General features: G+C 66.6%; 16 protein-coding genes, 1 other RNA gene and 1 pseudogene. 15 read left to right on the top strand and 3 right to left on the bottom strand.

All coding sequences use genetic code 11. From position 1 onward, the window contains the following. Positions 1–87: 87 nt before the first annotated feature. The 5 genes from AMD14_RS20885 to zwf all read left to right on the top strand — a co-directional run bounded on the left by AMD14_RS20885 (position 88) and on the right by zwf (position 7,715). Complete coding sequence (locus AMD14_RS20885; RefSeq protein ID WP_003487326.1) at positions 88–348, top strand: YcgL domain-containing protein; 261 nt, start codon at positions 88–90, stop codon at positions 346–348. Continuing rightward, positions 341–3,661: an ankyrin repeat domain-containing protein gene (locus tag AMD14_RS20880; protein ID WP_015471441.1), complete on the top strand. Its 3,321-nt coding sequence runs from the start codon at positions 341–343 to the stop codon at positions 3,659–3,661. The genes AMD14_RS20885 and AMD14_RS20880 overlap by 8 nt, the downstream gene beginning before the upstream one ends. 26 nt (positions 3,662–3,687) lie before the next feature. Continuing rightward, entirely contained in the window at positions 3,688–4,017 is a 330-nt protein-coding gene (locus AMD14_RS20875; RefSeq protein WP_011052720.1) for a low molecular weight protein tyrosine phosphatase family protein, read from the top strand. Between the two features lie 63 nt (positions 4,018–4,080). Next, positions 4,081–5,880 carry a glycoside hydrolase family 15 protein gene (locus AMD14_RS20870; RefSeq protein WP_003487323.1) on the top strand — a complete coding sequence of 600 codons (1,800 nt, stop codon included), beginning with the start codon at positions 4,081–4,083 and terminating at the stop codon, positions 5,878–5,880. Continuing rightward, positions 5,877–7,715, top strand: a complete 1,839-nt coding sequence (zwf, locus tag AMD14_RS20865) for a glucose-6-phosphate dehydrogenase (protein ID WP_011052719.1) — start codon at positions 5,877–5,879, stop codon at positions 7,713–7,715. The genes AMD14_RS20870 and zwf overlap by 4 nt, the downstream gene beginning before the upstream one ends. Positions 7,716–8,039: 324 nt before the next feature. On the opposite strand, the gene AMD14_RS20860 is transcribed toward zwf, so the two are convergent. Together AMD14_RS20860 and AMD14_RS20855 are read right to left on the bottom strand one after the other, a co-directional pair. Next, positions 8,040–9,851, bottom strand: a complete 1,812-nt coding sequence (locus AMD14_RS20860; RefSeq protein ID WP_015463719.1) for a monovalent cation:proton antiporter-2 (CPA2) family protein — start codon at positions 9,849–9,851, stop codon at positions 8,040–8,042. Between the two features lie 218 nt (positions 9,852–10,069). Beyond that, a pseudogene (locus tag AMD14_RS20855) lies at positions 10,070–10,785 on the bottom strand (carbonic anhydrase). 611 nt (positions 10,786–11,396) lie between these two features. Here AMD14_RS20855 and mgtE point away from each other — a divergent pair. From mgtE to AMD14_RS24240, 10 genes are all read left to right on the top strand, one after another. Beyond that, positions 11,397–12,764: a magnesium transporter gene (gene mgtE / locus AMD14_RS20850; RefSeq protein WP_005914809.1), complete on the top strand. Its 1,368-nt coding sequence runs from the start codon at positions 11,397–11,399 to the stop codon at positions 12,762–12,764. 115 nt (positions 12,765–12,879) lie between these two features. After that, the gene (locus AMD14_RS20845) at positions 12,880–15,588 is read left to right on the top strand and encodes a bifunctional acetate--CoA ligase family protein/GNAT family N-acetyltransferase (protein WP_011052716.1); all 2,709 of its coding nucleotides are present in this window, start codon (positions 12,880–12,882) and stop codon (positions 15,586–15,588) included. Positions 15,589–15,694: 106 nt separating this feature from the next. Next, a complete protein-coding gene (locus AMD14_RS20840) occupies positions 15,695–16,738 on the top strand; it encodes a DUF475 domain-containing protein (RefSeq protein WP_011052715.1) in 1,044 nt (347 codons plus the stop codon). A 1,048-nt stretch (positions 16,739–17,786) separates the two neighbouring features. Next, entirely contained in the window at positions 17,787–20,285 is a 2,499-nt protein-coding gene (locus AMD14_RS20835; protein WP_003487314.1) for a ribonucleoside-diphosphate reductase subunit alpha, read from the top strand. A gap of 176 nt (positions 20,286–20,461) precedes the next feature. After that, on the top strand, positions 20,462–21,505 hold the full coding sequence (locus AMD14_RS20830; protein ID WP_005914812.1) for a ribonucleotide-diphosphate reductase subunit beta: 1,044 nt from the start codon (positions 20,462–20,464) through the stop codon (positions 21,503–21,505). 95 nt (positions 21,506–21,600) lie between these two features. After that, positions 21,601–22,083: a flavodoxin gene (locus AMD14_RS20825; RefSeq protein WP_003487312.1), complete on the top strand. Its 483-nt coding sequence runs from the start codon at positions 21,601–21,603 to the stop codon at positions 22,081–22,083. Then, a complete protein-coding gene (locus AMD14_RS20820; RefSeq protein WP_003487311.1) occupies positions 22,055–22,381 on the top strand; it encodes a thioredoxin family protein in 327 nt (108 codons plus the stop codon). Before AMD14_RS20825 ends, AMD14_RS20820 begins: the two co-directional genes overlap by 29 nt. Positions 22,382–22,418: 37 nt before the next feature. After that, a complete protein-coding gene (locus tag AMD14_RS20815; protein WP_003487310.1) occupies positions 22,419–22,871 on the top strand; it encodes a hypothetical protein in 453 nt (150 codons plus the stop codon). 37 nt (positions 22,872–22,908) lie between these two features. Continuing rightward, entirely contained in the window at positions 22,909–23,310 is a 402-nt protein-coding gene (locus AMD14_RS20810; RefSeq protein WP_011052714.1) for an acyl-CoA thioesterase, read from the top strand. A gap of 57 nt (positions 23,311–23,367) precedes the next feature. After that, a non-coding RNA gene (locus AMD14_RS24240) (sX9 sRNA) lies at positions 23,368–23,444 on the top strand. Positions 23,445–23,456: 12 nt separating this feature from the next. On the opposite strand, the gene AMD14_RS20805 is transcribed toward AMD14_RS24240, so the two are convergent. Continuing rightward, on the bottom strand, positions 23,457–23,972 hold the full coding sequence (locus AMD14_RS20805; RefSeq protein ID WP_003487308.1) for a hypothetical protein: 516 nt from the start codon (positions 23,970–23,972) through the stop codon (positions 23,457–23,459). Positions 23,973–24,176 lie beyond the last annotated feature (204 nt).

Below are 24,176 nucleotides of genomic sequence, written 5' to 3'. Positions count from 1 at the left end.
TTTTCGCACAGGCCGCGCTTTCGCCGTCGCCGCAATTGCGACACAATCGACGCGACACATCTCTCTTCCGAGCGCGACCACGCGCGCATGCACGCCTACGTCTATAAAAGCCAACGCAAGCAGGACACCTTCGTCTATCTCGCCACACGCGACGATTTCTCCGGTCTTCCTGCTGCCGTGCAGGCGCAGCTGGCGCCGTTTACGTTCGTGCTGGATGTGGCGTTGACACCCGAGCGCCGGCTGGCGCAGGCCGATGCGGCCACGGTGCGCGAGGCGCTGGGCAAGCACGGCTTCTATCTGCAATTGCCCAAAACCATCGTGCTCGCAGGCGAGTGCGACTATGACTGAACCTGTGCGTGGCGCACGGATGCGCGCCGCAGCGCTGGCCGGTGCGGCTGGCGTGGTGCTCTGCCTGCTCGGTGGCATTGGCGGTGCGGTTGCTGCGCTGAGCCTGTGGCTGGCGCAGCCGGCGTTCGCGCTGGCAGTGTCGTGGGCGCGTGGGACGCGCGCAGTGCCGGGCCAGCCGCGCGCGATCGCGCAGGCGCTGCCGCCGTTGCTGGCAATCTGGGGCGTGGGTCTGCTGGCACTGGCGGCGCTGATCAGCTGGCCGCTGACCGCCCTGCGCGACAGCGGCAGCCTGGCTGCCGCGCTGGCGCTGAGCGTGGCAGTCAGCGCAGCCTTGCTGGGGCTGTGGCGGACCTGGCCGTTGTGGGGCGAGGTGGAACGCGACGGTGGTGCGCTGGCGCCACGCTGGCAGGCGCTGGCTGCGCAGGAATTGCATGCCTGGCGCGGCCTGCTGGCGGCTGCACTGGTGCTGGCGATGTGCACCCTGGCCGTGGTGCTGGCCTGGCCGGGTTGGTTGTCCGGCGGCCTGCGTTGGGGCTTGGCGGTGGCCGCCTGCGTGCTGTTGCCGGTGGCCCATCTGCTGCTGCAACGCACCCCCGCACCCATGCGCAGCGATGTGCCACAGACGCGCCAGGCCGCCGATTTCTTTTCCGAAGCCGCCGCCGAACCGCGCCCGCTGGAACCGGTGGCCCAGCATCAGCTGGTGCCTGAACTCTTCGAGGCCGCGCGCAGTGGCCGGGTGGACCGCGCGCTGCAATTGCTCGAGGCCGGTGCCGACCCGCAGGCGCTGCCGCTGCCGGAATGGCGCGATCAACGCAGCCTGCCGGCGCTGGCGGCCGTACTGCCGGATCTGCGCCTGCTGCGTGAGTTGATCGTGCGCCGCGTCGACGTCAATCAACCGCATCGCGGCATGACCCCCTTGCTGGCCGCCACCCGCGACAGCTGGCACGGCCGCCCGGATGCGGTGATGACCTTGCTGGCCAACGGCGCCGATCCGCGCGCCAGCGACAACGACGGCAACACCCCCTTGCATCACGCCGTGCGCAGTTCCGACCCGGGCGTGGCCGCGCTGTTGCACGATGCCGCCGCCGAGCTCGACGCGCTCAACAACGAAGGCCATTCGCCGTTGGCGATGGCCTGCCAGGTCGGCAACTGGCGGCTGGCCAAATTCCTGCTGGAGCGCGGCGCGCAGTCGGAGCCGGAGGGCGGCGCCCCGGTGCTGCTGGCGGCAGCCGGTACCGAAGAAGACGACCCGGCCGGCGTGCAGTTGCTGCTCAAGCACAAGGCGCGTGTGGATGCGCGCGACCGCCAGCGTCGCAGTGCGCTGCACGAAGCCGCGCTGGCCGGCCACGGCGACATCGTCGAGGCGCTGTTGTCGGCCGGGGCGAATCTGGAAGCACGCGATCTGCTGGGCCGTACGCCGTGGCTGGATGCCGCGCGCCAGGCACGGAGCGCCGTGCTCGAACGCCTGGTCGCGCGCAAGGCAGATGTGCTGGCCATCGATGGCGACGGCCGCAACGCATTGATGCTGGCCTGCGCCGCCGACAACGTCTCGCCGGCGCTGATCCGCCGCCTGCTGGACCTGCAGGTGCCTGCCGACAGCGTGGATGCGCATGGCCGTCGCGCGGTGGATGTGGCCGCCGAGGCCGGACGTTGGGCGATCGTGCAACTGCTCGATCCCGCTTACCCGTTGCCGGCCGCGGTCAGCGACGCGCAGGGCGACACGCCTGGCGCTGCCGTCCTGCCTGATCGCCCGCCGCTGGTGCTGCTGCGCGAAGGCCTGCAGCTCGGGCAGCGCGACGGCCTGGTCGCGCTGGCGCGGCTATGCGCCCCGGACGAACTGGGCGGCCTGCTGCACGACGCGCATCTGGCCTTGAACGCCGAGGCGGTCGACTGGCTGCTGCGCCACGGCGCCGACGCCGAAGTGCGCGACGCCTGCGGCGATGTCCCGATGTTTGCGCTGCTCTCGCGCGGCGTGGAGGCGGTACCGGCGCTGCAGGCGTTGCTGCGGCATGGCGTCTCGCCGGCAGGCGCCGGTGGCCTGACCCGGCTGCTGAGTGCCTGCGTGCAGCACGATGCGGCATCGCGCGGGCTGGAACAGTTCGCGCTGGAACTGCTCGAACGCGGCGCCGACCCCTTCGCTCCGTCGGCCGCCGGCGATCCGCCGTTGTCGCTGGCGGTGCGGCTGGGCTGGCTGCGTCTGCAGCACTGGTTGCTGGAACATGGCGTGGACCGCGAGGCGCGCGACAGCCACGGCATGACCGCCCTGCATCTGGCCACCGCACTGGGCCGCGACGCCTCGCTGAAACTGCTGGTCAAGCAGGGCGCCTCGCCGGAAGCGCGCGCTGCCGACGGGCAGACCCCACTGGGCGTGGCGCTGTCGATCGGCCGCCGCGATCTGGCCGACTGGCTGGATTGGCGCATCTGGTCGCTGCCGCGCCGCACGCTGCGCGAAGCGGATGTGCCGGCCGCTGCGATGACCGGCGATACCGATGCGGTGCGTCGCCTGATCGATCTCGGCCTCGCCGTCGACGCCGTCGACGCCCAAGGCTGCACCGCGCTGCTGCGTGCGGCCGGTGGTGGCCATCTTGGCGTGGTGACGCACCTGCTCGGCCGCGGCGCCGATCCGCAGCGCGCGGCCAATAGCGGCGCCACGCCGTTGTCGGCGGCGGTGAGCATGCGGCAGACCGAGATCGTGGCCGCACTGCTGCACGCCGGTGCGCAGATCGAGCACCGCCTGCCGGGCGGGGTCACCGTGCTGATGCTGGCCTGCGCGCTGGGCCTGCCGGACATCGTGGCGCGCCTGCTCACTGCCGCGGCCGACGTGCACGCCACCGACAATCAGGGGCTGGCGCCGCTGCATTGCGCGGCGTTGTACGGCTTTACCGCGCGCGACAAGAACCGCCTGCTGGCTCTGCTGGACACCTTGCTGCTGGCCGGCGCCGACCCGGACTACCTGGCCGGTGGCCGGGTCAGCCCGTTGCTGCTGTTGCTGGGCGCGCGTGCCGAACCGGGTACCTCCTGCGACGAGCAGGTGGTGCTGGCCGGCGTCGAACGCCTGCTCGACGAAGATGTCTCGCTGGATGTGGCCGACCAGCGCGGCTTCGGCCCGCTGCATCTGGCTGCACTGCACGGCCTGCCGCTGCTGGTGCAGCGCCTGTTGCGGGCCGGCGCCGATGCCGACCGCCGCGATGCGCTCAACCGCACCCCACGCGAGATCGCCATCATGCGCGGCTTCATCGATGTGGCCGGCCAATTCGAACCGGCGTTGCCGGGCGTCTCTTCGATGGCGCGCTTCCTGCGCGAAGGCCGCTGAGCCAGCGCGGCGGGTAACCGCTGCGGGTGCTGTTCGTGTGCAGCCGTAACCGCCTTCGCAGCCCCACCGCCGAGCGCGTGCTCGCCGACTGGCCCGGCGTGCAGGCGCAATCGGCCGGGCTGGCTGCAGATGCCGGCGTGCAGGTCACCCCGGAGTTGTTGCAGGAAGCGCAGGTGGTGCTGGTCACGGAACGCCCCCATCTGCAGTTGCTGCGTCAACGCTTCGCCGCGCACCTGCGCCATTGCCGGGTGATCTGTCTGCACATTCCCGACGGCGATGCATACATGGATCCGGCCCTGGTACGCCGCCTGGAACACACGGTGCCACCGCTGCTGGGTCTACCGGCGCAGTCGTAACCTGATCCCGACACGGCCCATGCAAGACTGCGCGTTCTTTCGCCGGAAGGAAGCGCCCACCCAATGAGCGTGCGTATCGAGGATCACGCCATGCTGGGCAACTGCCACAGCGCGGCCCTGGTCGACCACCGCGGCACCATCGGCTGGCTGTGCCTGCCACGCTTCGATTCCGATGCGGTGTTCGCTGCGTTGCTGGGCGATCAACAACACGGGCAATGGGCGTTGTCGCCGGCCGCCGACTTCCGTACCGAGCGCGCCTACCAGGACGATAGTCTGGTGCTGTGCACGCGCATGATCACCGACAGCGGCACGGTGGAACTGATCGACTTCATGGTCGCCAGCGAAAACGGCGAAGTCCATCAGCATCTGGTGCGTATCGTGCGCTGCGTGCAGGGCAGCGTGCCCATGCACATGCGCCTGACCTTCCGCTTCAACTACGGCCGCACCGTGCCATGGGTGACGCGTATCGTCGATGGTATCCGCGCCATCGCCGGCCCCGATCAACTGGCCTTGCGTTCGCCGCAGACGCTGCGCGGCCAGGACATGGGCACCGAAACCGACTTCACCCTGCGCGAAGGGCAAAGCACCTGGTTCCTGCTCAGCCACGGCGCATCCCATCAAGCCACGCCGCCTTTGATCGACGCCGAACAGGCACTGCAACGCACCACCGCGTTCTGGCACGGCTGGGCGCGCCGCTGTACCGATGTCGGGCCATGGACCGAGCAGGTGCGCCGCTCGCTGGTGGTGCTGAAGGGGCTGAGTTATCTGCCCACCGGCGGCATCGTCGCCGCGCCCACTGCCTCGTTGCCGGAGCATCTGGGCGGCACCCGTAACTGGGACTATCGCTACTGCTGGCTGCGCGATTCGGTGTTCACGCTGATCGCGTTGCTGCAGGCCGGGTACCGCGACGAAGCGGCGGCATTTCGCGATTGGGTCCAACGCACCATTGCCGGTTCGCCGGATCAATTGCAGGCGCTGTACGGCATTGCCGGCGAACGCCGCTTGCAGGAATGGGAAGCGCACTGGCTGCCCGGCTATGAACATTCCGGCCCGGTGCGCATCGGCAACGGCGCGGTGGATCAGTTCCAGCTCGATGTGTATGGCGAGTTGATCGGTGCGTTTCATTACGCACGCGAAAAAGGCGTGGGCCTGCCGTCGGACGATGACGGTTCGTCTGCATCGCTGCTGGAAAAGATTCTGGAAACCCTGGAAACCCTCTGGCGCGAACCTGACGAAGGCATCTGGGAAATCCGCGACGAGCGCCGCCACTTCGTGCATTCCAAGGTGATGGCCTGGCTGGCCTTCGACTGCGGCGCGCGCGACGGCATCACCAACGCAGAGGCTGAAAAACGCGCGCACTGGGGCCGCATTGCCGAAGAAATCCGCGCGCAAGTGCTGGAAAAAGGCGTGCACCCGGACGGCCACTTCGTGCAGAGCTATGGCTCGGATCGGCTGGATGCCTCGCTGCTGCTGATTCCCATCGTGGGCTTTCTGCCGCCGGACGATCCGCGCATCGCCGCAACTGTCGATGCGATCGCGCGCGATCTGACCATCGACGGGTTGGTCGAGCGCTATCGCGCCGACGACAGCGCCGACGGCCTGCCGGCCGGCGAAGGCACCTTCCTGGCCTGCAGTTTCTGGCTGGTGGAAAATTATGCCTTGATCGGCCGCACCGACCAGGCGCGTGCGCTGCTCGAACGCCTGCTCGGGCTGTGCAACGACGTGGGCCTGCTCGCCGAAGAATACGATCCGCGCAGCAAACGCATGCTCGGCAACTTCCCGCAAGGGTATTCCCACGTGGCCCTGGTCAATGCGGCACTGCGCCTGCATGGACGCATGGGCGAAAAGGAAACGCATCCATGAGTGAGCAAGCAACCACACCGCCGTGCATCATCGTGGTGTTCGGCGCACGCGGCGATCTGACCAAGCGCCTGGTCATGCCGGCGCTGTACAACCTGCGCCGTTCCGGTGCGCTGGGCGATGATTTCGCCATTGTCGGCATGGACCATGGCGACATCAGCGAGCGCGCCTGGCGGACCAACATGGGGCAGTCGATGACGCAGCTGCTCAGCAGCCGCGATGCCGAATTCCAGACCGACGAATTCGACACCGCCACCTGGGACTGGCTGCGCGAACGCATGCATTACCTGCGCGGCGACTTCACCGATCAGGGAGCCTATCGATCGCTGGGCGGCGTGCTGGACAAGCTGCACAAGCGCTACGGCACGCAGGGCAATGTGCTGTTCTATCTGGCCACCGCCGCGCGCTTCTTCGAGCCGGTATTGCTCAACCTGGGCGAGGCTGGCCTGGTCAAGCAGCGCGAAGGCGAAGGCTGGCGCCGGGTCATCGTGGAAAAACCCTTCGGCTACGATCTGCCCAGCGCCCAGCACCTCAATGCCACGGTCGCCAAGGTGCTGCACGAGGATCAGGTGTTCCGCATCGATCATTTCCTGGGCAAGGAAACCGTGCAGAACATTCTCGCGTTCCGCTTCGCCAATGGCTTGTTCGAACCGGTGTGGAACCGCGACCGCATCGACCATGTGCAGATCACCGCGGCCGAAACCATCGGAGTGGAAGGGCGCGGACGGTTCTACGACCCCACCGGCTGCCTGCGCGACATGGTGCCGAACCATCTGTTCCAGCTGCTGGCGATGATTGCGATGGAGCCGCCAGCGGCCTTCACCACCGAGGCGATGCATCGCCGTCGCGCCGAAGTGATCGAAGCGGTGCGCCCGATCAAACCCGAAGACGTGGTGCGCGGGCAATACGCCTCCGGTGCGGTCAATCGCAATGCGGTGCCGGGTTATCGCGAAGAAGACACCGTGCCCGACGATTCGGACACCGAAACCTATGTGGCGATGAAGCTACAGGTGGACACCTGGCGCTGGGCCGGCGTGCCGTTCTACCTGCGCACCGGTAAGCGCCTGCGCGAACGCACGACCGAGATCGCCATTCGCTTCAAGCCGGCACCGCTGGCGCCCTTCCGCAGTACCGAGGTGGGCGGCTACGGCCCCGACTGGCTGGTGCTGCATATCCAGCCGGACGAGGGCATCTCGCTGCAGTTCGACGTCAAGCGTCCGGGCGCGCAGGTGGCACTGGCACCGGTGCGCATGGACTTCCGTTACCGCGACTGGTTCCCCAAGGAATACACGGTGGGCTACGAGCGCCTGCTGCAGGACTGCATGAACGGCGAAGCCGGCTTGTTCCAGGATGCGGCCATGGTGGAAGGCGCATGGCGCATCGTGCAACCGATCCTGGATGCATGGAAACAACCCCCAAGCGACTTCCCCAATTACGCCGCCGGCAGCGCCGGCCCTTCGGCTGCCGATGCACTACTGGCAATGAATGGCGGACACGCCTGGCGCGCACTCACCCCAGGGCGCAAGCCGCCACCGCGCCGGCCGCCGGAAGCGCGTGCTGGCGCTGCCGCGCCGATTAAGAAAACCACCGGCAAATCTGCCAAGAAGGCCGCCAAGGCGCCGGCCGAGAAGGTCACCAAGGCGCCAGCCAGACGCGCATCTGCGGCTTCAGCAAGACCATCGCAGGATGCGGCTACGTCGCCTAGCAGCGCGGCCAGGAAGGCCGTGAGCAAACGCGTAACCGGCAAGGTCGCAAAGGCCGCCGGCAAAACCGCGGCAGGCAAGGGCGCAGCGAAGAAGTCGGCCAGCAAGACCGTGGCGCGCACGCCACGCCGCTGACCGAGGCGAGCGGCCTACAGCCGCCGCAGCGCCACGTAGGAGCGTGCCTGCGCGCGACGTGCTTTGCCGGTAACGCCCGGGGCGCGCGCAGGCACGCTCCTACGAACAGCGCGGCGATTATGTGTGGTTGGTGGGGGCTCGCCATCCGCATCGGATTATGATTTTGAGCAATCGAACGATCGCGTGCAGGTCGTCGCCGAGGCAACGACTGCGTCGTTACCGCTGACGACCGGTGCACCACATCCGCGTAGGAGCGTGCCCGCGCGCGACGGGACTCTGCCGGTAAACACCTGGTCGCGCGCAGGCGCGCTCCTACGGAAGAGCTCAACGTTCCCGCAGGGTGGGTGCAGGTTCCCCATCCACATCCGCCCTGACGTCGGCTTCGAACAGGTTCATCAGGTCGGCACGTGCATCGCGCGAGGTCTGGATGACCTTGGCTTCGTCGTCGTAGACCAGGTGCTGGCGGCGCAGCAGGTCTTCGTCGTGCTGGCGGAAGCGTTTGACGTGATCGTGTGCGAGGGCTTCGCCCAGGCCGAGCGAGGTGAGTACGCGCTCGCTCAGCTCCAGGCTGGAGGCGAATACCTCGCGGAACGGTTCTGCGCCCAGGTCCATCAATTTCCAGGCGTGTTGGCGGTTGCGTGCACGCGCCAGCACGGTGGCTTGCGGGTACAGGCGACGGATCAGTCGCACCGTCTTGATGTTGGTTTCCGGGTCGTCCACCGCGATCACGAACACCTTGATGCGCTCGGCACCGGCAGCGCGCAGCAGCTCGGGACGGGTGGGATCGCCGTAATAGAGCTGGCTGCCGAACCGACGCAGGTCTTCCACCGTGTCGGGGTTGTGTTCCAGCGCCACGAACGGCACATGCCGTGCGGTGAGCAGGCGCGCGACCACCTGGCCGAAGCGGCCCATGCCGGCGACCAGCACCTTGGGGGTCTGCGCATCGATGGTGTCGAACGGGCGATCGGTCTTGGGTGCGCGCGCACGCAGCGGTCCGTTGAGGATGCGTTGCATGCCCAGCAGCAACAGCGGGGTCAATGCCATCGACACGCCGACGATGGCCACCAGCCGATCGTGATTGGCCGGTTCCAGCAGGCCCACGCGGTCGGCTTCGTTGAACACCACGAAGGCGAATTCGCCGCCCAGCCACAGCACGCTGCCCAGCATCAGGCTGCTGCGCAGCGGCAGCTTGGCCACGCTGCCGATGCCGACCAGCAGCGAGAACTTCACCACCAGCAATATCGCCACGCCCGCTGCGATCAACCACGGCTCGGCCACCACGCGGTGGAGATCGATCCCCATGCCCACCGAGATGAAGAACAGGCCCAGCAGCAAGCCTTCGAACGGTTCGATCTGCGATTCCAGTTCGTGGCGGAACTCCGAATCGGCCAGCAACACGCCGGCGATGAAGGCGCCCAGGCTGGCGCTCAGTCCGGCCTCCTGCATGATCCAGGCGGTGCCCAGCACCACCAGCAAGGCGCTGGCGGTGAACACTTCCGGCATGCGCGTACGCGCCACCACGTTGAACAGGTGACGCAACACAAAGCGCCCGCACACGATCACCAGCGCCAGGGCCGCCACCGCCTTGGCCACGTCCTGCCATTGGAGCGTTGCGTTCTTGCTGCCGCCGAGCAACGGGATGGCCGCCAGCAACGGGATCGCAATCAAATCCTGGAACAGCAAAATGGCAAACGCCAGCCGTCCGTAGTCGCTGCTCAGCGCCTTGCGTTCGGCCAGCAATTGCAGCCCCACCGCGGTGGATGAAAGCGCCAGCGCCACGCCGACGATCAACGCGCTCTTCCAGCCCAGCTGGGCTGCCATCAACAAACCGCCCAGGATCACCGCCGTCACCAGCACCTGGGTGGCGCCAGCGCCGAACACCGAATGGCGCATCACCTTCAGACGCGCCGGCGACAGTTCCAGCCCGATCACGAACAGCAGCATCACCACGCCGATCTCGGCCGCGCCGCTGATGCGTTCGGCATCCTGCACGACACCCGCGCCATCGGGCCCGAGCACCACGCCGGCGACCAGGTAGGCCAACACCGCGCCCAGGCCGAAGCGCTTGAACACCGGCACTGCCACGATGGCGGCCAGCATCAGCACCAAGGCCAGTTCCAGACCACCGCTATGCATGCGTACTCTCCATTGAGGCATGCATTATGCCGCGCAGGTCCGTTGGCCTGCGCGCACGCGTGTGCCATCTGCACGGCGGCGATGCGCGGCTGCGCGATGCGGCCCGGCACCTATCTGCGGCTGTGTGCGCGGATCAGTCCGGCACCGCCCGCGCCCGCACGGTCGGTGCGCAGGCGGTGCGTGACACGCCGCGCACGGTCGACACACCGCGCGAGCAATCAGTGGCTTTTAAGCAGAAAACGCCGGTCCAGCGGCTGCAGTGGGCGTGCATTGAACGGGTACACGCGTTCGAATGCGTTGATCTGCGCCTCCGAGACCTGCACCGGCTGGCTGAGCACCACCCAGTCCACCGTTTCGCTGCACGGCGGCGTGGTCAGCGAGCCTTCGTAGCGATAGAAGCTGCGTTGATTGCTCGGCGGAAGAAACGCCTCGGCGCTCACCGTCGCGTTGGCGACCTGCCGGGTCTGATCCTTGTCCTTGGGCATGGCGTCGAGCACCCGCTGGAAGGCCGTGTTGGCCTTGCCGGTTTCGAAGAAGATCGCCAGCACACCCAGCGTTCCGTCCGGGCCCTGATGCACCAGGTGCGCTTCCATCGGGAAACGACGGCCGTTCAACAGATGCTCGCTGGGGTGATGGAAGTGCAGTTGCAAGGCTTGATACTGCTTGCCGCCGGTCGCCATGCTGCCGCCATCGTGCAGATCCAGCTGGATGGAATGGCCGGTGTTGCGCACGACCAGCGGCACGGCGCTGTAGCTCAGCAGCAGCGTGCCCAGGTTGGCGTCGATGGCGCGGTATGCGGCGCGGTCTCGTGCGCCTCCACCGGCTTGCTTTCGGGCAGTGCGGTTTGCGCCATGCCCACCGCGCCCCAGCCGGCGGCGATGCACAGGCACAGCGGGCTGATGCGACGTGACAGAAGCGACCTGGAAGCGGGCATGCACAAACTCCGGAAGAAAAAACGCACTGCGTGGATGCGATGGCCGATGCCATGGCGGAAAAGCAACGCGCCAGGCGTTGCGGGAAGCGGACTGTAGCAATGAAGTGTGACTCTCAGCACGGCGCGGCGACAGGCGGTTGCGCGGCGCTGTCGCGGCGGCCAGCGCCGCCACGGCAACGGTGCATCGGCATCCGCCAAAACGCTGGCCCGGCAGGCGCTGGGCTTCGCCACGCATGTATCCCGGGCCTGGCCGCAACGTTGCGCACCCCCGAGCGCCGGCACGCCCCACATCGCGCCGCGCGGCTTGCGTTGGCGTCAGCCAAGCCGGCGCCACGCGGCACCCGCTGCGCACCGCTGGCCACCAACGCATCTCATCTCAATGTGCATAACACGCTCTAAGCGGCCTGCGCGCAGGGCATTGACCAAGCCGACTCAGGCGCGCAGACTGCGCCGCGCCATCGCCCGGATCACCGGTCGGTACGCACCTTTGGAGCCCTTACCCATGTCCAGCGACAGTCACCCTAGACCCGGGTCGATGACCCAGCTGGCGCGCGCCTGAGGCCCAGGTTCGCCGGCTGTCATCGACGACGGTCGTCACCAGGCGAACCACCATGTACGACGAAATCCTGCGCCTTGCCGAAGGCGCCGATGCACTGACCGCACCCCTGGCCGAGCTCAACACGGCCGATGCGGTGGAATATCTCAACACCCTTGATCGCGACGAAGCGGCGCAGGTGCTGGCCGCGTTGCCTTTGCTGCGTGCGGTGAAATTGCTCGAACAGCCGGAGCTGCGCGATGCCAGCACGCTGGTGGCGTCGCTACCGGCCGAGCAGGCCGCCTCGCTGCTCGGGCAGATGGCCGACGACCGCGCCACCGACATCTTCCATGGCCTGGATGCCGAACAGCGCCAGCCGCTGCTGTGGCTGCTCAGCGCCGAGGCGCGGCTGTCGATCCAGGCGCTGATGCGCTATCCGCCCAACACCGCCGGCGCGCTGATGACCACCGAGTTCGTGGCCGTGCCGTCGGACTGGACGGTGGGGCGCACCCTGCAGCACATCCGCGAGGTGGAGCGCAGCCGCGAGACCGTCTACGCGATTTACCTGCTCGACCCGCACACCCGCGTGCTGCAGCAGGTGGTGACCATGCGCCGCCTGATCACCGGCGCGCCGGAGGCGCCGATCCTGGACGTGGCGCAGGTCAATCCCCCGGTCACCGTGGACCCGGCACTGGACCAGGAAGAAGTGGCGCGGCTGATCCGTCGCCACGACCTGCTGGCGATCCCGGTGGTGGATGCGCGCGGCCACGTGCTCGGCATCGTCACCGTGGACGATGTGCTCGACGCGCTCATCGCCGAATCCACCGAAGACGTGCACAAGTTCGGCGGCATGGAAGCGCTGGACAAGCCGTACATGCAGATTGGCTTCGGCCAGATGATCAAGAAGCGCGCCGGCTGGTTGAGCGTGCTGTTTCTGGGCGAAATGCTCACCGCCAGCGCGATGCAGCACTTCGAGGACGAGCTGTCCAAGGCGGTGGTGCTGACCTTGTTCATCCCGCTGATCATGAGCTCGGGCGGCAACTCCGGCTCGCAGGCCACCTCGCTGCTGATCCGCTCGCTGGCGCTGCGCGAAATCCGCCTGCGCGATTGGTGGAAAGTGGCGCTGCGCGAACTGCCCACCGGCCTGACCCTGGGCGCGATCCTGGGCGTGCTGGCGATCGTGCGCATCACCATCTGGCAGACCGCCGGCCTGTACGACTATGGCCCGCACTGGCAGATGGTGGCGCTGACCATCGGCGCGGCGCTGATCGGCATCGTCACCTTCGGTTCGCTGTCCGGCTCGATGCTGCCGTTCGTGCTGCAACGCTTCGGATTCGACCCGGCCAGCGCCTCGGCGCCGTTCGTCGCCACGCTGGTGGATGTCACCGGCCTGGTGATTTATTTCAGCATCGCCGCGCTGATCTTGAGCGGCACGCTGTTGTAGAGGCATCGCGACCGGGTAATCACGGATGCATGCATGTGCGCATGCATCCGTCACCCCATGCCCTGAAACGCCAGTGCGTGTACCGTAGTGCGATGGCATTCGCGTCCCCCGTCCGATGAGTACGTACCACCTGCAGCAGGTCTTTCGTCCTAGCACCGTGGCGGTGGTGGGGGGCAGCCCGCGTGATCGTTCGGCCGGGCGGGCGGTGGTGCGCAACCTGCGCGCAGCCGGCTTTCCTGGCCAGATCGGCTGGGTGAGCCCGCGCTATAGCGAGATCGACGGCGTGCGCACGGTGGCGCGGCTGACCGATCTGCCGTGGGTGCCCGACCTGGTGGTGATCACCGCGCCGGCGCGCATCGTGCCGCGCATCGTCTCCATCGCCGCGCGGCGTGGTGTGGCCGCGGCGATCATCCTGACTGCCGGTTTGGGCAGCGGTCCCGGCTCGCCGGCCGCACGCATGGAAGCGGCCGCGCGCGCCAAAGGTATGCGCATCCTCGGCCCGCACTGCCTGGGCGTGATCGCCCCGCATGCGCGACTCAATGCCAGCATCGCCGCGCATTGTCCGCAGGCCGGCGATCTGGCGCTGATTTCCGAATCCAGCGCCATTGCCGCCGCGCTGGTGGAGTGGGGCGTGGCGCGCTCGGTCGGGTTTTCGGCGGTGGTGTCGCTGGGCGATACGCTGGATGTGGATTTCGGCGATCTGCTCGACTACTTCGCCACCGACTACCGCACCCGCGCGATTTTGCTGTACGTCGAACGCATCGGCGATGCGCGCAAGTTCATGTCGGCCGCACGTGCCGCCGCGCGTGCCAAGCCTGTTGTGGTGGTCAAATCCGGCCGCCAGTACCGCATCAATCCCAATGCCGACACCCACGCGCAGGCGCTGGCCGGCTCGGATGCGGTGTATGGCGCCGCGTTCGCGCGCGCCGGATTGTTGCGGGTGGGTGCGCTGGACGAGCTGTTCGCCGCCGCCGAAACCCTGGGCAGGCTCGGCAGTTTCCCGGGCCGGCGCCTGGCCATCCTGAGCAACGGCGGCGGGGTGGGGCAGCTGGCGGTGGATCAACTGGTGTTGCGTGGCGGCACCCTGGCCGAGTTGTCGCCCAAGACGCTGGAAAAACTCGATCAATCGCTGCCGGAAGGCTGGTCGCGCAGCAACCCGGTCGACATCATTGTCGACGCCGACGGCGCGCGCTATGCCGCGGCGATTGAAGCGCTGCTGGACGATCCGGAGAACGACGCGCTGCTGGTGGTCAATGTGCCCACCGCGTTCACCTCCTCGGCCGATGCGGCCAAGGCGCTGACCCGCGCGCTGGACCAGCGCAACCGCTACCAGCGCGACAAACCGGTGTTTGCGGTGTGGCTGGGCCAGGACGACGCGGCGATTGCCGCGCTCAACGCCGCGCGCGTGCCTACCTATGCCACCGAATCGGACGCGGTCCGCGGCTTCACCCACCTGGTGCGCTACCGCGAGGCGCAGGCGGCGCTGATGGAGACCCCGCCCAGCCTGCCGGAAGACTTCGTTGTGGATGCCGGCATCGCGCGGACGCTGGTGGAAGAGGCCCTGGCGGCCGGCCGGCGCTGGCTGGATCCGGTCGCCACCAACCGCCTGCTGGCGGCCTACGGCATCCCGATCGTGCCGCTGCAGGTGGCCGCCACCGCCAACGAGGCCGCATTGCTGGCCGACCCGTTACTGGCAGTCGGCCGCACCGTGACATTGAAAGTGTTGTCCAGCGAGATCGCGCACAAGTCCGACGTGGATGGCGTGCGCCTGAACCTGTCCAGCGTGGCGGCGGTGCGCGAAGCGGCCACTGGCATCCTGGCGCGTGCGCGCGCGGCGCATCCCACTGCGGCGATCGAAGGGGTGATCGTGCAGCCCACCGTGCTGCGGCCGAAGGCGCGCGAACTGATCGCCGGTATTGCCGACGACCCGGTGTTCGGTCCGGCGATCGTGTTCGGGCGCGGCGGCACCGCGGTGGAGGTCATCAACGACCGCGAGCTTGCCCTGCCGCCGCTGGACCTGCGCCTGGCCCACGAACTGATCGGCCGCACCCGCGTCTCGCGCATCCTCAAGGCCTACCGCGACGTGCCGGCCGCCGACGAGCGCGCGGTGGCGCTGGTGCTGGTCAAGCTGGCGCAGCTGGCGGCCGACATCCCCGAAATCACCGAGCTGGACATCAACCCGCTGCTGGCCGACCGCGACGGCGTGATCGCGCTGGACGCGCGCGTGGCGGTGGCGCCGGCGCGCAAGCTGCACAAGGGCCGCGGCCATCCGCGCTTTGCGATCTTCCCGTACCCCAAGGAATGGGAGCGCCAGATCGGCCTGGGCGATGGCACCCATGCGCTGGTGCGCCCGGTGCGCCCGGAAGACGACGCGCTGTTCCGCGCCTTCTTCGCCCGCGTCACCGACGAGGACCTGCGCCTGCGCTTCTTCCAGTCGGTGAAGCATTTCAGCCATGAATTCATTGCCCGGCTGACCCAGCTCGATTACGCCCGCTCCATCGCGCTGGTGGCCATCGACCCCAGGACCGGCGACATGCTCGGCGCGGTGCGCCTGCACGCCGACGCCGATTACCAGCGCGGCGAGTACGGCATCCTGATCCGCTCGGACCTCAAGGGCCACGGCATCGGCTGGCAGCTGATGCGTATCATGATCGAGTACGCGCGCTGGCTGGGTCTCAAGCAGATCGAAGGCCAGGTGCTGCGCGAGAACCGTACCATGCTGGCGATGTGCCAGAGCCTGGGCTTTGGCGTGCGCCCGGATCCGGACGATGCAACCCTGATGGCGGTGACACTCCCTATAATGGGCGAGCCGCGCCCGGCCTGACGTTGCGTCACGCCGCGGTCCCCCATCCTCCACCGCACGCCGGATCTGCCGGGCCTCGCCCTGGCCTATTGCTCCGGCTGTCGTCTCGGCCCGCCTGGGAGTGTCAATGTTTCGCGATTTCAGAATGTCGTTGTTGGTCGCCGTCATCTGCCTGGGCCTGGCTGCGTGGTGGGGCCACACCTCATCGATGGGGATCTGGCAGGCGCTGTGGCTGTGCCTGGTGCTGAGCGTGCTGGAAGTGTCGTTGTCGTTCGACAACGCGGTGGTCAACGCCGGCGTGCTCAAGCACATGAACGCGTTCTGGCAAAAGTTGTTCCTGACCGTGGGCATCCTGATCGCCGTGTTCGGCATGCGCCTGGTGTTCCCGATCGTGATCGTGTCGGTGGCCACCGGCATGGGCCTGGTGCCGGTGATGCAGATGGCACTGAAGGAGCCGGACCGCTACAGCCAGGTGCTGACCGATAACTACCCCTCCATCGCCGCCTTCGGTGGCATGTTCCTGCTGCTGGTGTTCCTGAATTTCCTGTTCGACCAGGAGCGCAAGCTGCACTGGCTGGGCCCGGTGGAGCGGCTGGTCGGCAAGCTGGGCAAGGCCGATGCGATGTCGGTGATCGTGGCGGTGTCGGTGCTGCTGGGCACCAAGCTGTTCCTGCCGGACGGCATCTTCCAGAGCGTGCTGTTCGCAGGCCTGGGCGGCATCCTGCTGTATCTGCTGGTCGGCAGCGTGGATGCGTTGTTCGAGGCCGAAGAGAGCGAAGACGGCAGCATGGGCCCGGCCAAGCGTTCGGGCATCGCCGCCTTCCTGTATCTGGAAGTGCTGGACGCCTCGTTCTCGTTCGATGGTGTGATCGGCGCCTTCGCCATCACCCGCGACGTGGTGATCATCATGCTGGGCCTGGCGATCGGCGCGATGTTCGTGCGCTCGATGACGGTCTACCTGGTGCACAAGGGCACCCTGGACGAGTTCGTGTTCCTGGAGCACGGCGCGCATTACGCCATCGGCGTGCTGGCGATCATCATGCTGGTGGGCACGGTCTACCACGTGCCGGAGGTGCTGACCGGCCTGATCGGCGTGGCCTTCATCGCCGCCTCGGTGTGGTCGTCGATCCGCTACCGCAAGCGTCACCACATCGGGCCGACCGAGATCTGATCTTGCGCACGGGCAGCGCGCAAGGCGTCACGCCGTTCACTCGAGAGCGGCTGACAGCGCCTTGCTGGCCATCGGGCGGGCGTCGCTAGTTCTGTCGCTTGGCTGCAGGGCCCGTGCCCGCCCGCCATCGCAGGACACGCCGCAAGTACGTCCGGGTAGGCTCTTACGCGGCATCCATGCCGCGTGAGGTCCCGCGACGGTGGGCGGGCAAGGACCCGTCGAGCTGGTCGGTATGTATGGTTTTCAACAAAGCGGCCAGCCATCTTTCTGGTGCGGTGTCCTCGCCGATTGCGGGACCGTGTGGCGGCATGGATGCCGCCACCGAGCCCCTGGGGACGGGTTCACGGCGTGTCCCGCGAGCGGTGAAGGCGCCGCGCACTCGACCTGGATTCGGCAGTGGCGAGTCCTCCCACTGCCGGGGTCGGAGCAGCGCCCCAGGCGTGCGGTGCCGCCTGAGGCAGTCAGGGGCAACCGTGACCAGCTTCCGCCTCGATGGGTGTCTCGGCACACCCAACCAGACCCAACTGTATCGACAGAATTGCCGGTTTGGGTCTTGACTGCGCAACCAATTTGGCGGGTTCCAGGGAGCCGCATCGACCGTTCGTCAGACAGTGCTTTGTGCTGTAAGGGTTTTCCGGATTTTCCTACATTTGGTGTTGACCCCTCACCGGCACCCCACTATCTTGGGGGAGTCGGTGGTTGGTCGCATAAGGCGGCCGGACCAGTGGGAGCACGTATCGCGGCAGGGCCGCGGTCGAACCGGTCTCCCTGCCGCGGTCGCATCTATGACTACAGCCATCCGGGCGTTGCCTGGAGTTGGCGGCGTGGTCTTGTTGCGCCGCGGTTGCTTCGCCACCGACCACCACGCGACAGCACACCGCGCGGTGGCGGCCGTGGAATCTCCGGGAGGAGATGGCTGGTGATGGCGATGCGCCGCAGACTGCTGTCTTGCGTGCCGCTCGTCCCGCACCGCCATCGCTGTCCAGGGAATCCGGATCCGGTCGCAGCCCGTCCCGAGCGGGTTCGTGTGCCTACGCATGGAGGACGCATGACCACCAACGACACCCTTTCCGCGATCGCCGCCGGTACCGCAACACCCACCAGCGTTCCCGCCAGCGTTGCCGCGCCCGCCTGCGGCGCGCCGGAATTGACCGACCCGTCGGACATCGTGCCGCCTCCCCGCCAAGCCATTGCAATGCACGCACAGACCATCGAAGAACAAAACGTCTCCACCTGGATCACGAAAGAAGCGGGCAATCGCAAGATTCCGTTCGAGCCGGAGCGCCTGGATCGCGCCATCGACCAGATCCATGCCGAGTTCCCGCAGCTGGACGTGGCCGACTACAAGCGCTCGGTGTTCGGGTTCGTCGAGCGCAAGGACAGCGTCAACGCCGACGACCTGGTCGACCACCTGATCCGCGAGGCCGAAGCCCGTGTCGATCTGACCACCCCGGAATGGGAGCACTTCGCTGCGCGTCTGTACCTGCGCCGCCTGTACAAGCGCGCCAGCCGCAACCGTTTCTACGACGCCAGCCAGAAGTACGGCTCGTTCGTCGGCCTGCAGGAAAGCCTGGCCGACCGCAATGTCTATTCCAACGACATCCTGCGTCGCTATTCCAAGGACGAGCTGATCGAAGCCGGCAAGATGATCGAGCCCGAGCGCGACAAGCTGTTCGCCTACAACGGCCTGTACCTGCTGGCCACGCGTTACCTGGCCACCGACAGCTCGCGCGGCGTGTTCGAACTGCCGCAGGAACGCTGGCTGACCATCGCGCTGTACCTGATGCAGGACGAGATCGGTACCGGCAAGGGCAGCCGCGAGCGCCGCATGCAGCTGGTCGGCGAGGCCTACTGGGCGCTGTCCAACCTGTACATGACCGTGGCCACCCCGACCCTGGCCAATGCCGGCAAGGTCGGCGGCCAGCTGTCGAGCTGCTTCATCGACACCGTCGACGACAGCCTGCAGGGCATCTACGACTCCAATACCGACGTAGCGCGCGTGTCCAAGCACGGCGGCGGCGTCGGCGCCTACCTGGGCTATGTGCGTTCGTCGGGTTCGGCGATCCGCGGCGTGTCCAACTCGTCCGGCGGCGTGGTGCCGTGGATCAAGCAGCTCAACAACACCGCCGTGTCGGTGGACCAGCTGGGCCAGCGCAAGGGCGCCATCGCGGTCTATCTGGACATCTTCCACCGCGACATCGAAGCGTTCCTGGACCTGCGCCTGAACAACGGCGACCAGCGCCTGCGCGCGCACGACGTGTTCACCTCGGTGTGCATCCCCGACCTGTTCATGGAAGCGGTCGAGCGCCGCGGCGACTGGTACCTGTTCGACCCGCACGAGGTGAAGCGGATCAAGGGTTGGTACCTGCAGGATTTCTTCGATGAGAAGAAGGGCGACGCCAACGGCAGCTTCCGTCGCAAGTACGAAGAAGTCGTCGCCGACGAGCGCATCACGCGCAAGACCGTCAAGGCGATCGAGATCTTCAAGCGCATCATGGTCAGCCAGCTGGAAACCGGCAACCCGTTCATGTTCTATCGCGATGAAGTCAATCGCAAGAACCCGAACAAGCACGAGGGCATGGTCTATTCGTCCAACCTGTGCACCGAGATCCTGCAGAACATGAGCCCGACGCGGATGATGCAGGAGATCATCAGCGGCAATCAGATCGTCACCACCAAGAAGGCGGGCGATTTCGTCGTGTGCAACCTGTCCTCGATCAACCTGGGCCGCGCGATCACCGTGCAGGCCGACCAGGCCGATCTGCTGGGCGCCGACGTGCTGGAGCGGTTGATCCCGATCCAGGTGCGCATGCTCGACAACGTGATCGATCTGAACCAGTTGCCGGTGCCGCAGGCCACCATCACCAACCAGAAGTACCGCGCGATCGGTCTTGGCACCTTCGGCTGGCATCATCTGCTGGCGCAGAAGAGCATCCATTGGAATGCCAAGGAAGCCGAGGACTACAGCGACGAGCTGTACGAGCGCATCAACTACCTGACCATCCAGGCGAGCATGGAGCTGGCCAAGGAAAAGGGCACCTACAGCGTGTTCCGCGGCAGCGACTGGCACAACGGCGAGTACTTCCGTGCACGCGACTACAACAGCCCGCAATGGCTGGAGCTGTCGGCGCAGGTGGCGGTCAATGGCGTGCGCAATGCCTGGATGCTGGCGGTTGCACCGAACATGAGCACCGCGCAGATCGCCGGTTCCACCGCCTCCATCGACCCGATCTACAGCGCGTTCTACTACGAAGAAAAGAAGGACTTCCGTCGCCCGGTTGCCGCGCCCGGCCTGTCGCTGGAGACCTGGCCGTACTACGAAAAGGGCGCCTACAAGGTCGACCAGTTCGCCAGCGTGCGCCAGAACGCGCGCCGCCAGCGGCATGTGGACCAATCGATCAGCTTCAACTTCTACGTGCCCAGCACCATCCGTGCGAGCACGCTGCTGGACCTGCACATGACCGCCTGGCGCGAAGGCTTGAAGACCACGTACTACGTGCGTTCCAACGACATCGACATCAGTGAGTGCGAGTGGTGCAGTAGCTAAGCGCATTCGCGCTTCGCTTCCACGGTTCGCGTTGCGAACCGTGGACCCTGCTTCATCAGCTTCCACACCCCGCGCCTTTGGCGCGCCCCCTGACTCAGGGGGCTTTCCTCCAGAACGATTGCTGCTGTTGTCCCTGCTGTACGCGTGGGCGACGCCTGAAACACGAGTAGAAACCCATGTCCGCAACACCGCTCGACCGCATCAAGATCCTTGAGCCGCGCAACCCGAACCGTTCGACCGGCATCATCAACGGCCAGACCTCGGGCATCCTGAATTGGAACGACATCCCGTACCCGTCGTTCTATCGGGCCTACAAGGAACTGTCGACCAACTTCTGGATCCCCGACGAGGTGGACATGAAGGGCGACGCGCGCCAGTACAACGAGCTGTCGGCGCGCGAAAAGAACGCCTACGATTCGATCATCGGCTTGCTGGCCACGCTGGATTCGCCGCAGACGCGTTTCATCTACAACGTGGCCGAATACATCACCGACCCGGCCGCGCATGCCAATGCCGCCATCATCGGCCAGCAGGAAGTGATCCATAACGAGAGCTACAGCTACGTGCTGGCCTCGATCACCGGCCTGGCCGACCAGAACCGCGTGTTCGAAATCGCGCGCACGCACCCGACCATCATCAAGCGCAATGCGCCGATCATGGGCGCCTACGAAGACTTCATGCGCGAGAAGACGGCCGAAACGCTGATCCGTTCGCTGATCCAGTCCTCGATCCTGGAAGGCATCAACTTCTATTCCGGCTTTGCGTATTTCTACAATCTGGTGCGCCAGAACCGCATGACCGGCACCGGCAAGATCATCAGCTTCATCAACCGCGACGAACTGGCGCATTCGAAGTTCATCAGCGAGCTCATTCGCGCCATCATCGGCGAGAACCAGGCGCTGCAGGGCGACGAGCTCACCGACTACGTGCACAAGGCCTTCGAACACGCGATCGATCTGGAAACCCAGTGGACCGCCGAAGTGCTGGACGGCATCGACGGCATCGACGTGGACGAGATGATCCGTTACGTGAAGTACCGCGCCAACAAGATGGCCGGCATGCTCGGCATCGAGAAGCTGTACGAAGGCGCCAACGACAACGTGATGCCGTGGATCAAGGCCTACGCCGACAACTTCACCGAGACCAAGACCGACTTCTTCGAGATGCGCAATGCCTCGTACAAGAAGACGAACTCGGATAACGGCTTCGACGATCTGTGAGTAATAGAGAATAGGGAATCGGGAATGGTAAGAGCGAAAGCAGACGCGTCCCGCTGTTCCGATTCCCTATTCCCGACTCCCCATTCCCAGACTCCATGAACATCCTGCTTGCCCTGGCATCGTTGAGCGGCAACACACGCGATCTGGCGCGTGCGGTGGCGCTGCGCTGCGAAGCGGCCGGGCATGCGGTGACCTGGTTGGAAACCGACATGCAGACCCTGGCCCAGGTGCCGCATGCGCCAGGACAGTACGCGTTGTTTCTGCTTGGTAGCTGGACCGACAACGGCGGTCGTACGCCGGCAGAGATGAAGCGTTTCATCGTCGAGTTGGTCGACACGCTGGGCAAGCCACCGCGCGTTGCCGTATTCGGCACCGGCGAAACGCAGTGGGGCGAGGAGTATTTCTGCGGTGCGGTGCACCGTATCGCGCGCTTCTTCGACAGCCCGTTTCCGCGTTTGACCATCGAACAGATGCCCCACGGCCAGCGCGACGCGCAGGCCATCGCCGCCTGGACCGACACGGTTCTGGCCCAATGCAAGAACGATCCCAATGCAGACCATTACCGTCACGTCGCCTGAGCACTACACCCAGACCCTGGCTGCGCATCCGCGCGCGCTGGTGGATTTCTACAAGGACAACTGCCCCGGCTGCCGCATGCTCGACATGTCGCTGGACAAGTTCGCCAACAGCGATGCCGCCAATGGCGTGGCCTTGTTGAAGGTCAAGCTGGAAGTGGTGGGCGAGGACTTCTTCCGCGACCTGGGCCTGCGCCAGACGCCGACCCTGGCGCTATATCGCGACGGCGCCGAAGTGGCGCGCTTGCCCGGCTTCCAGTCGCCGGCGCAGGTGGAAGCGGCGGTCCGCAGCGGCCTGTGATGGCGACGGGCGCCCGGTCGATGCGAGGCGCCTCGCGATGAACACCACCGTCACCATCGTCGCTTGGAGCTTCCTGCTGGCGGGGCTGGGCCTGTTGACCGGTGCGGCGCTGCTGCCGGATCAGGCGCGCTGGATGTTGTTGCTGCTGGGCGTGGCGTTCGGCGGCGTGGGTGGCGGCATCCTCGGCTATCGCGTCTGGCATGCGCGCCGCGTCGCCTGGTTGCGCCGGCATGGCACGGTGGTGGAAGCGCGCTTCGTCTGCGTTGAACGCAATGCGTCTTTGCAGGTCAACGGCATGCACCCGTTCCGTATCCTGGCAAATCGCCACGATCGCACGCACGACACCTTGGCCGAGTATCGCAGCGACAACCTGTGGACCGATCCGCAGCCGTTCCTGCGCGAGGGGCAGCCGCTGCGTGTGTTCGTCGATCCGCAGCGGCCATTGCGTTACCACCTGGACCTGAGTTTCCTGCCGACACTGCGTAGCTGAGCGGGCTGGCTTTCCTTCCTTCTGACGGCACTTCTTCATGACCAGTTCCACGCCTGTTGCACCCACCGAAGCCCGCATGGCCGAGATCGTGTTTCCCAATCACACCAATCACCTGGGCACGCTGTTCGGTGGGCAGGCGCTGGCGTGGATGGACAAGGCCGCGTTTCTCGCCGCCTCGCGCTATGCGCGCCGCACCGTGGTGACGGCGCGTTCGGATCAGGTGGATTTCAAGCTGCCGATCCGCCAGGGCCAGATGGTGGAAACCATTGCCCGCGTGGTGTTGGTGGGGCGTAGCTCGATCACGGTGGAAGTGGAATTGATCGCCGAAGACTTGCTCAGCGGCGCGCGCGAGCTGTGCACGCGCGGGCAGTTCGTGATGATTGCGCTCGATGCCGATGGCAAGCCGACGGCGGTGCCGCCGTTGCCAGCGGCGCACTAACAGCAGCCGATAGCGACTGCACCGTCGCATGCGGGCGTGGCCGGTGCTCGGTGCGGTATGTGCGACGTGGACAGTGCGGTGCTGAGCGCGCCGCCCACGCCTGCCTGACGACTGCTCGCTAGGTGTCGCCAGCGGCGTTGACTACGCTACTCCTGCACTTCGCGGTCTTCGCGCTTGGTTTCTTCCATCGCCTCCGGTTCCAGCTCTTCGGCGCTGCGATTGAGTTTGACGAACACGCCCCAGGCGATCAGCAGCAGTGCCGCGCATGAGCCGACGGCAGCGGCGTAGGGCAGCTTGGCCGGGTCGGCATGCATCAGCTCGAAGATCGACACCAGCGTTTCGATCGCCAGGGCGATCACGATCACCACGAAAAAGCGCGACAGATACCGCCGCACGCGCGTGGGGCCACTGACCTTGACGTCGCGCAGGATCTCTTCTTCGAAGATGGTCTGGCCCAGTTCGAGCGTGACCAGCGCCACCGTCAGCAGGCCGACAGCTTCGAGCACGACGTTGAAACGGTCGCGTACCACCATGTCGCCGCCGGGTGTGAAGCCGTGCCACAACTCCAGCCCGGCCATCGTCACCAGGCCCGCCGCGCACAGCACGAAGAACGCCAGGATCACGAAATGACCGGCACGAAACAGGTGGCTGAGCGCTTTCATCAGGGGCGAGGCGGGCGATGGGAAGCAGAGCATCGTGTGCACCGCGTCGTTGCAGCGCGAAGGTGCCGCCAACCCGGCGCGCCCTCATCCGGCGCGTCGCGCCACCTTCTCCCGCGAGCGGGAGAAGGGACGTCCCAGAGCAACGCTGCGGAGTGGATACGGAGGCCATTGGCCCATAGCCGTGTAGCGACCCGCATCCTTGGT

Origin of the sequence: Xanthomonas citri pv. citri, assembly GCF_000961215.1 — a bacterium.
Classification (GTDB): domain Bacteria; phylum Pseudomonadota; class Gammaproteobacteria; order Xanthomonadales; family Xanthomonadaceae; genus Xanthomonas; species Xanthomonas cissicola.
This window is presented reverse-complemented; position numbering and strand designations above follow the sequence as displayed.

What these genes read in the sequence shown, in the direction of transcription:
- AMD14_RS20840 (WP_011052715.1), top strand. Translation starts at nt 15,695, where the DNA reads ATGTTTCGCGATTTCAGAATGTCGTTGTTGGTCGCCGTCATCTGCCTG.
- zwf (WP_011052719.1), top strand. Translation starts at nt 5,877, where the DNA reads ATGAGTGAGCAAGCAACCACACCGCCGTGCATCATCGTGGTGTTCGGC.
- AMD14_RS20845 (WP_011052716.1), top strand. Translation starts at nt 12,880, where the DNA reads ATGAGTACGTACCACCTGCAGCAGGTCTTTCGTCCTAGCACCGTGGCG.
- AMD14_RS20810 (WP_011052714.1), top strand. Translation starts at nt 22,909, where the DNA reads ATGACCAGTTCCACGCCTGTTGCACCCACCGAAGCCCGCATGGCCGAG.
- AMD14_RS20885 (WP_003487326.1), top strand. Translation starts at nt 88, where the DNA reads ATGCACGCCTACGTCTATAAAAGCCAACGCAAGCAGGACACCTTCGTC.
- AMD14_RS20860 (WP_015463719.1), bottom strand. Translation starts at nt 9,851, where the DNA reads ATGCATAGCGGTGGTCTGGAACTGGCCTTGGTGCTGATGCTGGCCGCC.
- AMD14_RS20805 (WP_003487308.1), bottom strand. Translation starts at nt 23,972, where the DNA reads ATGAAAGCGCTCAGCCACCTGTTTCGTGCCGGTCATTTCGTGATCCTG.
- AMD14_RS20820 (WP_003487311.1), top strand. Translation starts at nt 22,055, where the DNA reads ATGCAGACCATTACCGTCACGTCGCCTGAGCACTACACCCAGACCCTG.
- AMD14_RS20835 (WP_003487314.1), top strand. Translation starts at nt 17,787, where the DNA reads ATGACCACCAACGACACCCTTTCCGCGATCGCCGCCGGTACCGCAACA.
- AMD14_RS20825 (WP_003487312.1), top strand. Translation starts at nt 21,601, where the DNA reads ATGAACATCCTGCTTGCCCTGGCATCGTTGAGCGGCAACACACGCGAT.
- AMD14_RS20870 (WP_003487323.1), top strand. Translation starts at nt 4,081, where the DNA reads ATGAGCGTGCGTATCGAGGATCACGCCATGCTGGGCAACTGCCACAGC.
- AMD14_RS20830 (WP_005914812.1), top strand. Translation starts at nt 20,462, where the DNA reads ATGTCCGCAACACCGCTCGACCGCATCAAGATCCTTGAGCCGCGCAAC.
- AMD14_RS20880 (WP_015471441.1), top strand. Translation starts at nt 341, where the DNA reads ATGACTGAACCTGTGCGTGGCGCACGGATGCGCGCCGCAGCGCTGGCC.
- AMD14_RS20815 (WP_003487310.1), top strand. Translation starts at nt 22,419, where the DNA reads ATGAACACCACCGTCACCATCGTCGCTTGGAGCTTCCTGCTGGCGGGG.
- mgtE (WP_005914809.1), top strand. Translation starts at nt 11,397, where the DNA reads ATGTACGACGAAATCCTGCGCCTTGCCGAAGGCGCCGATGCACTGACC.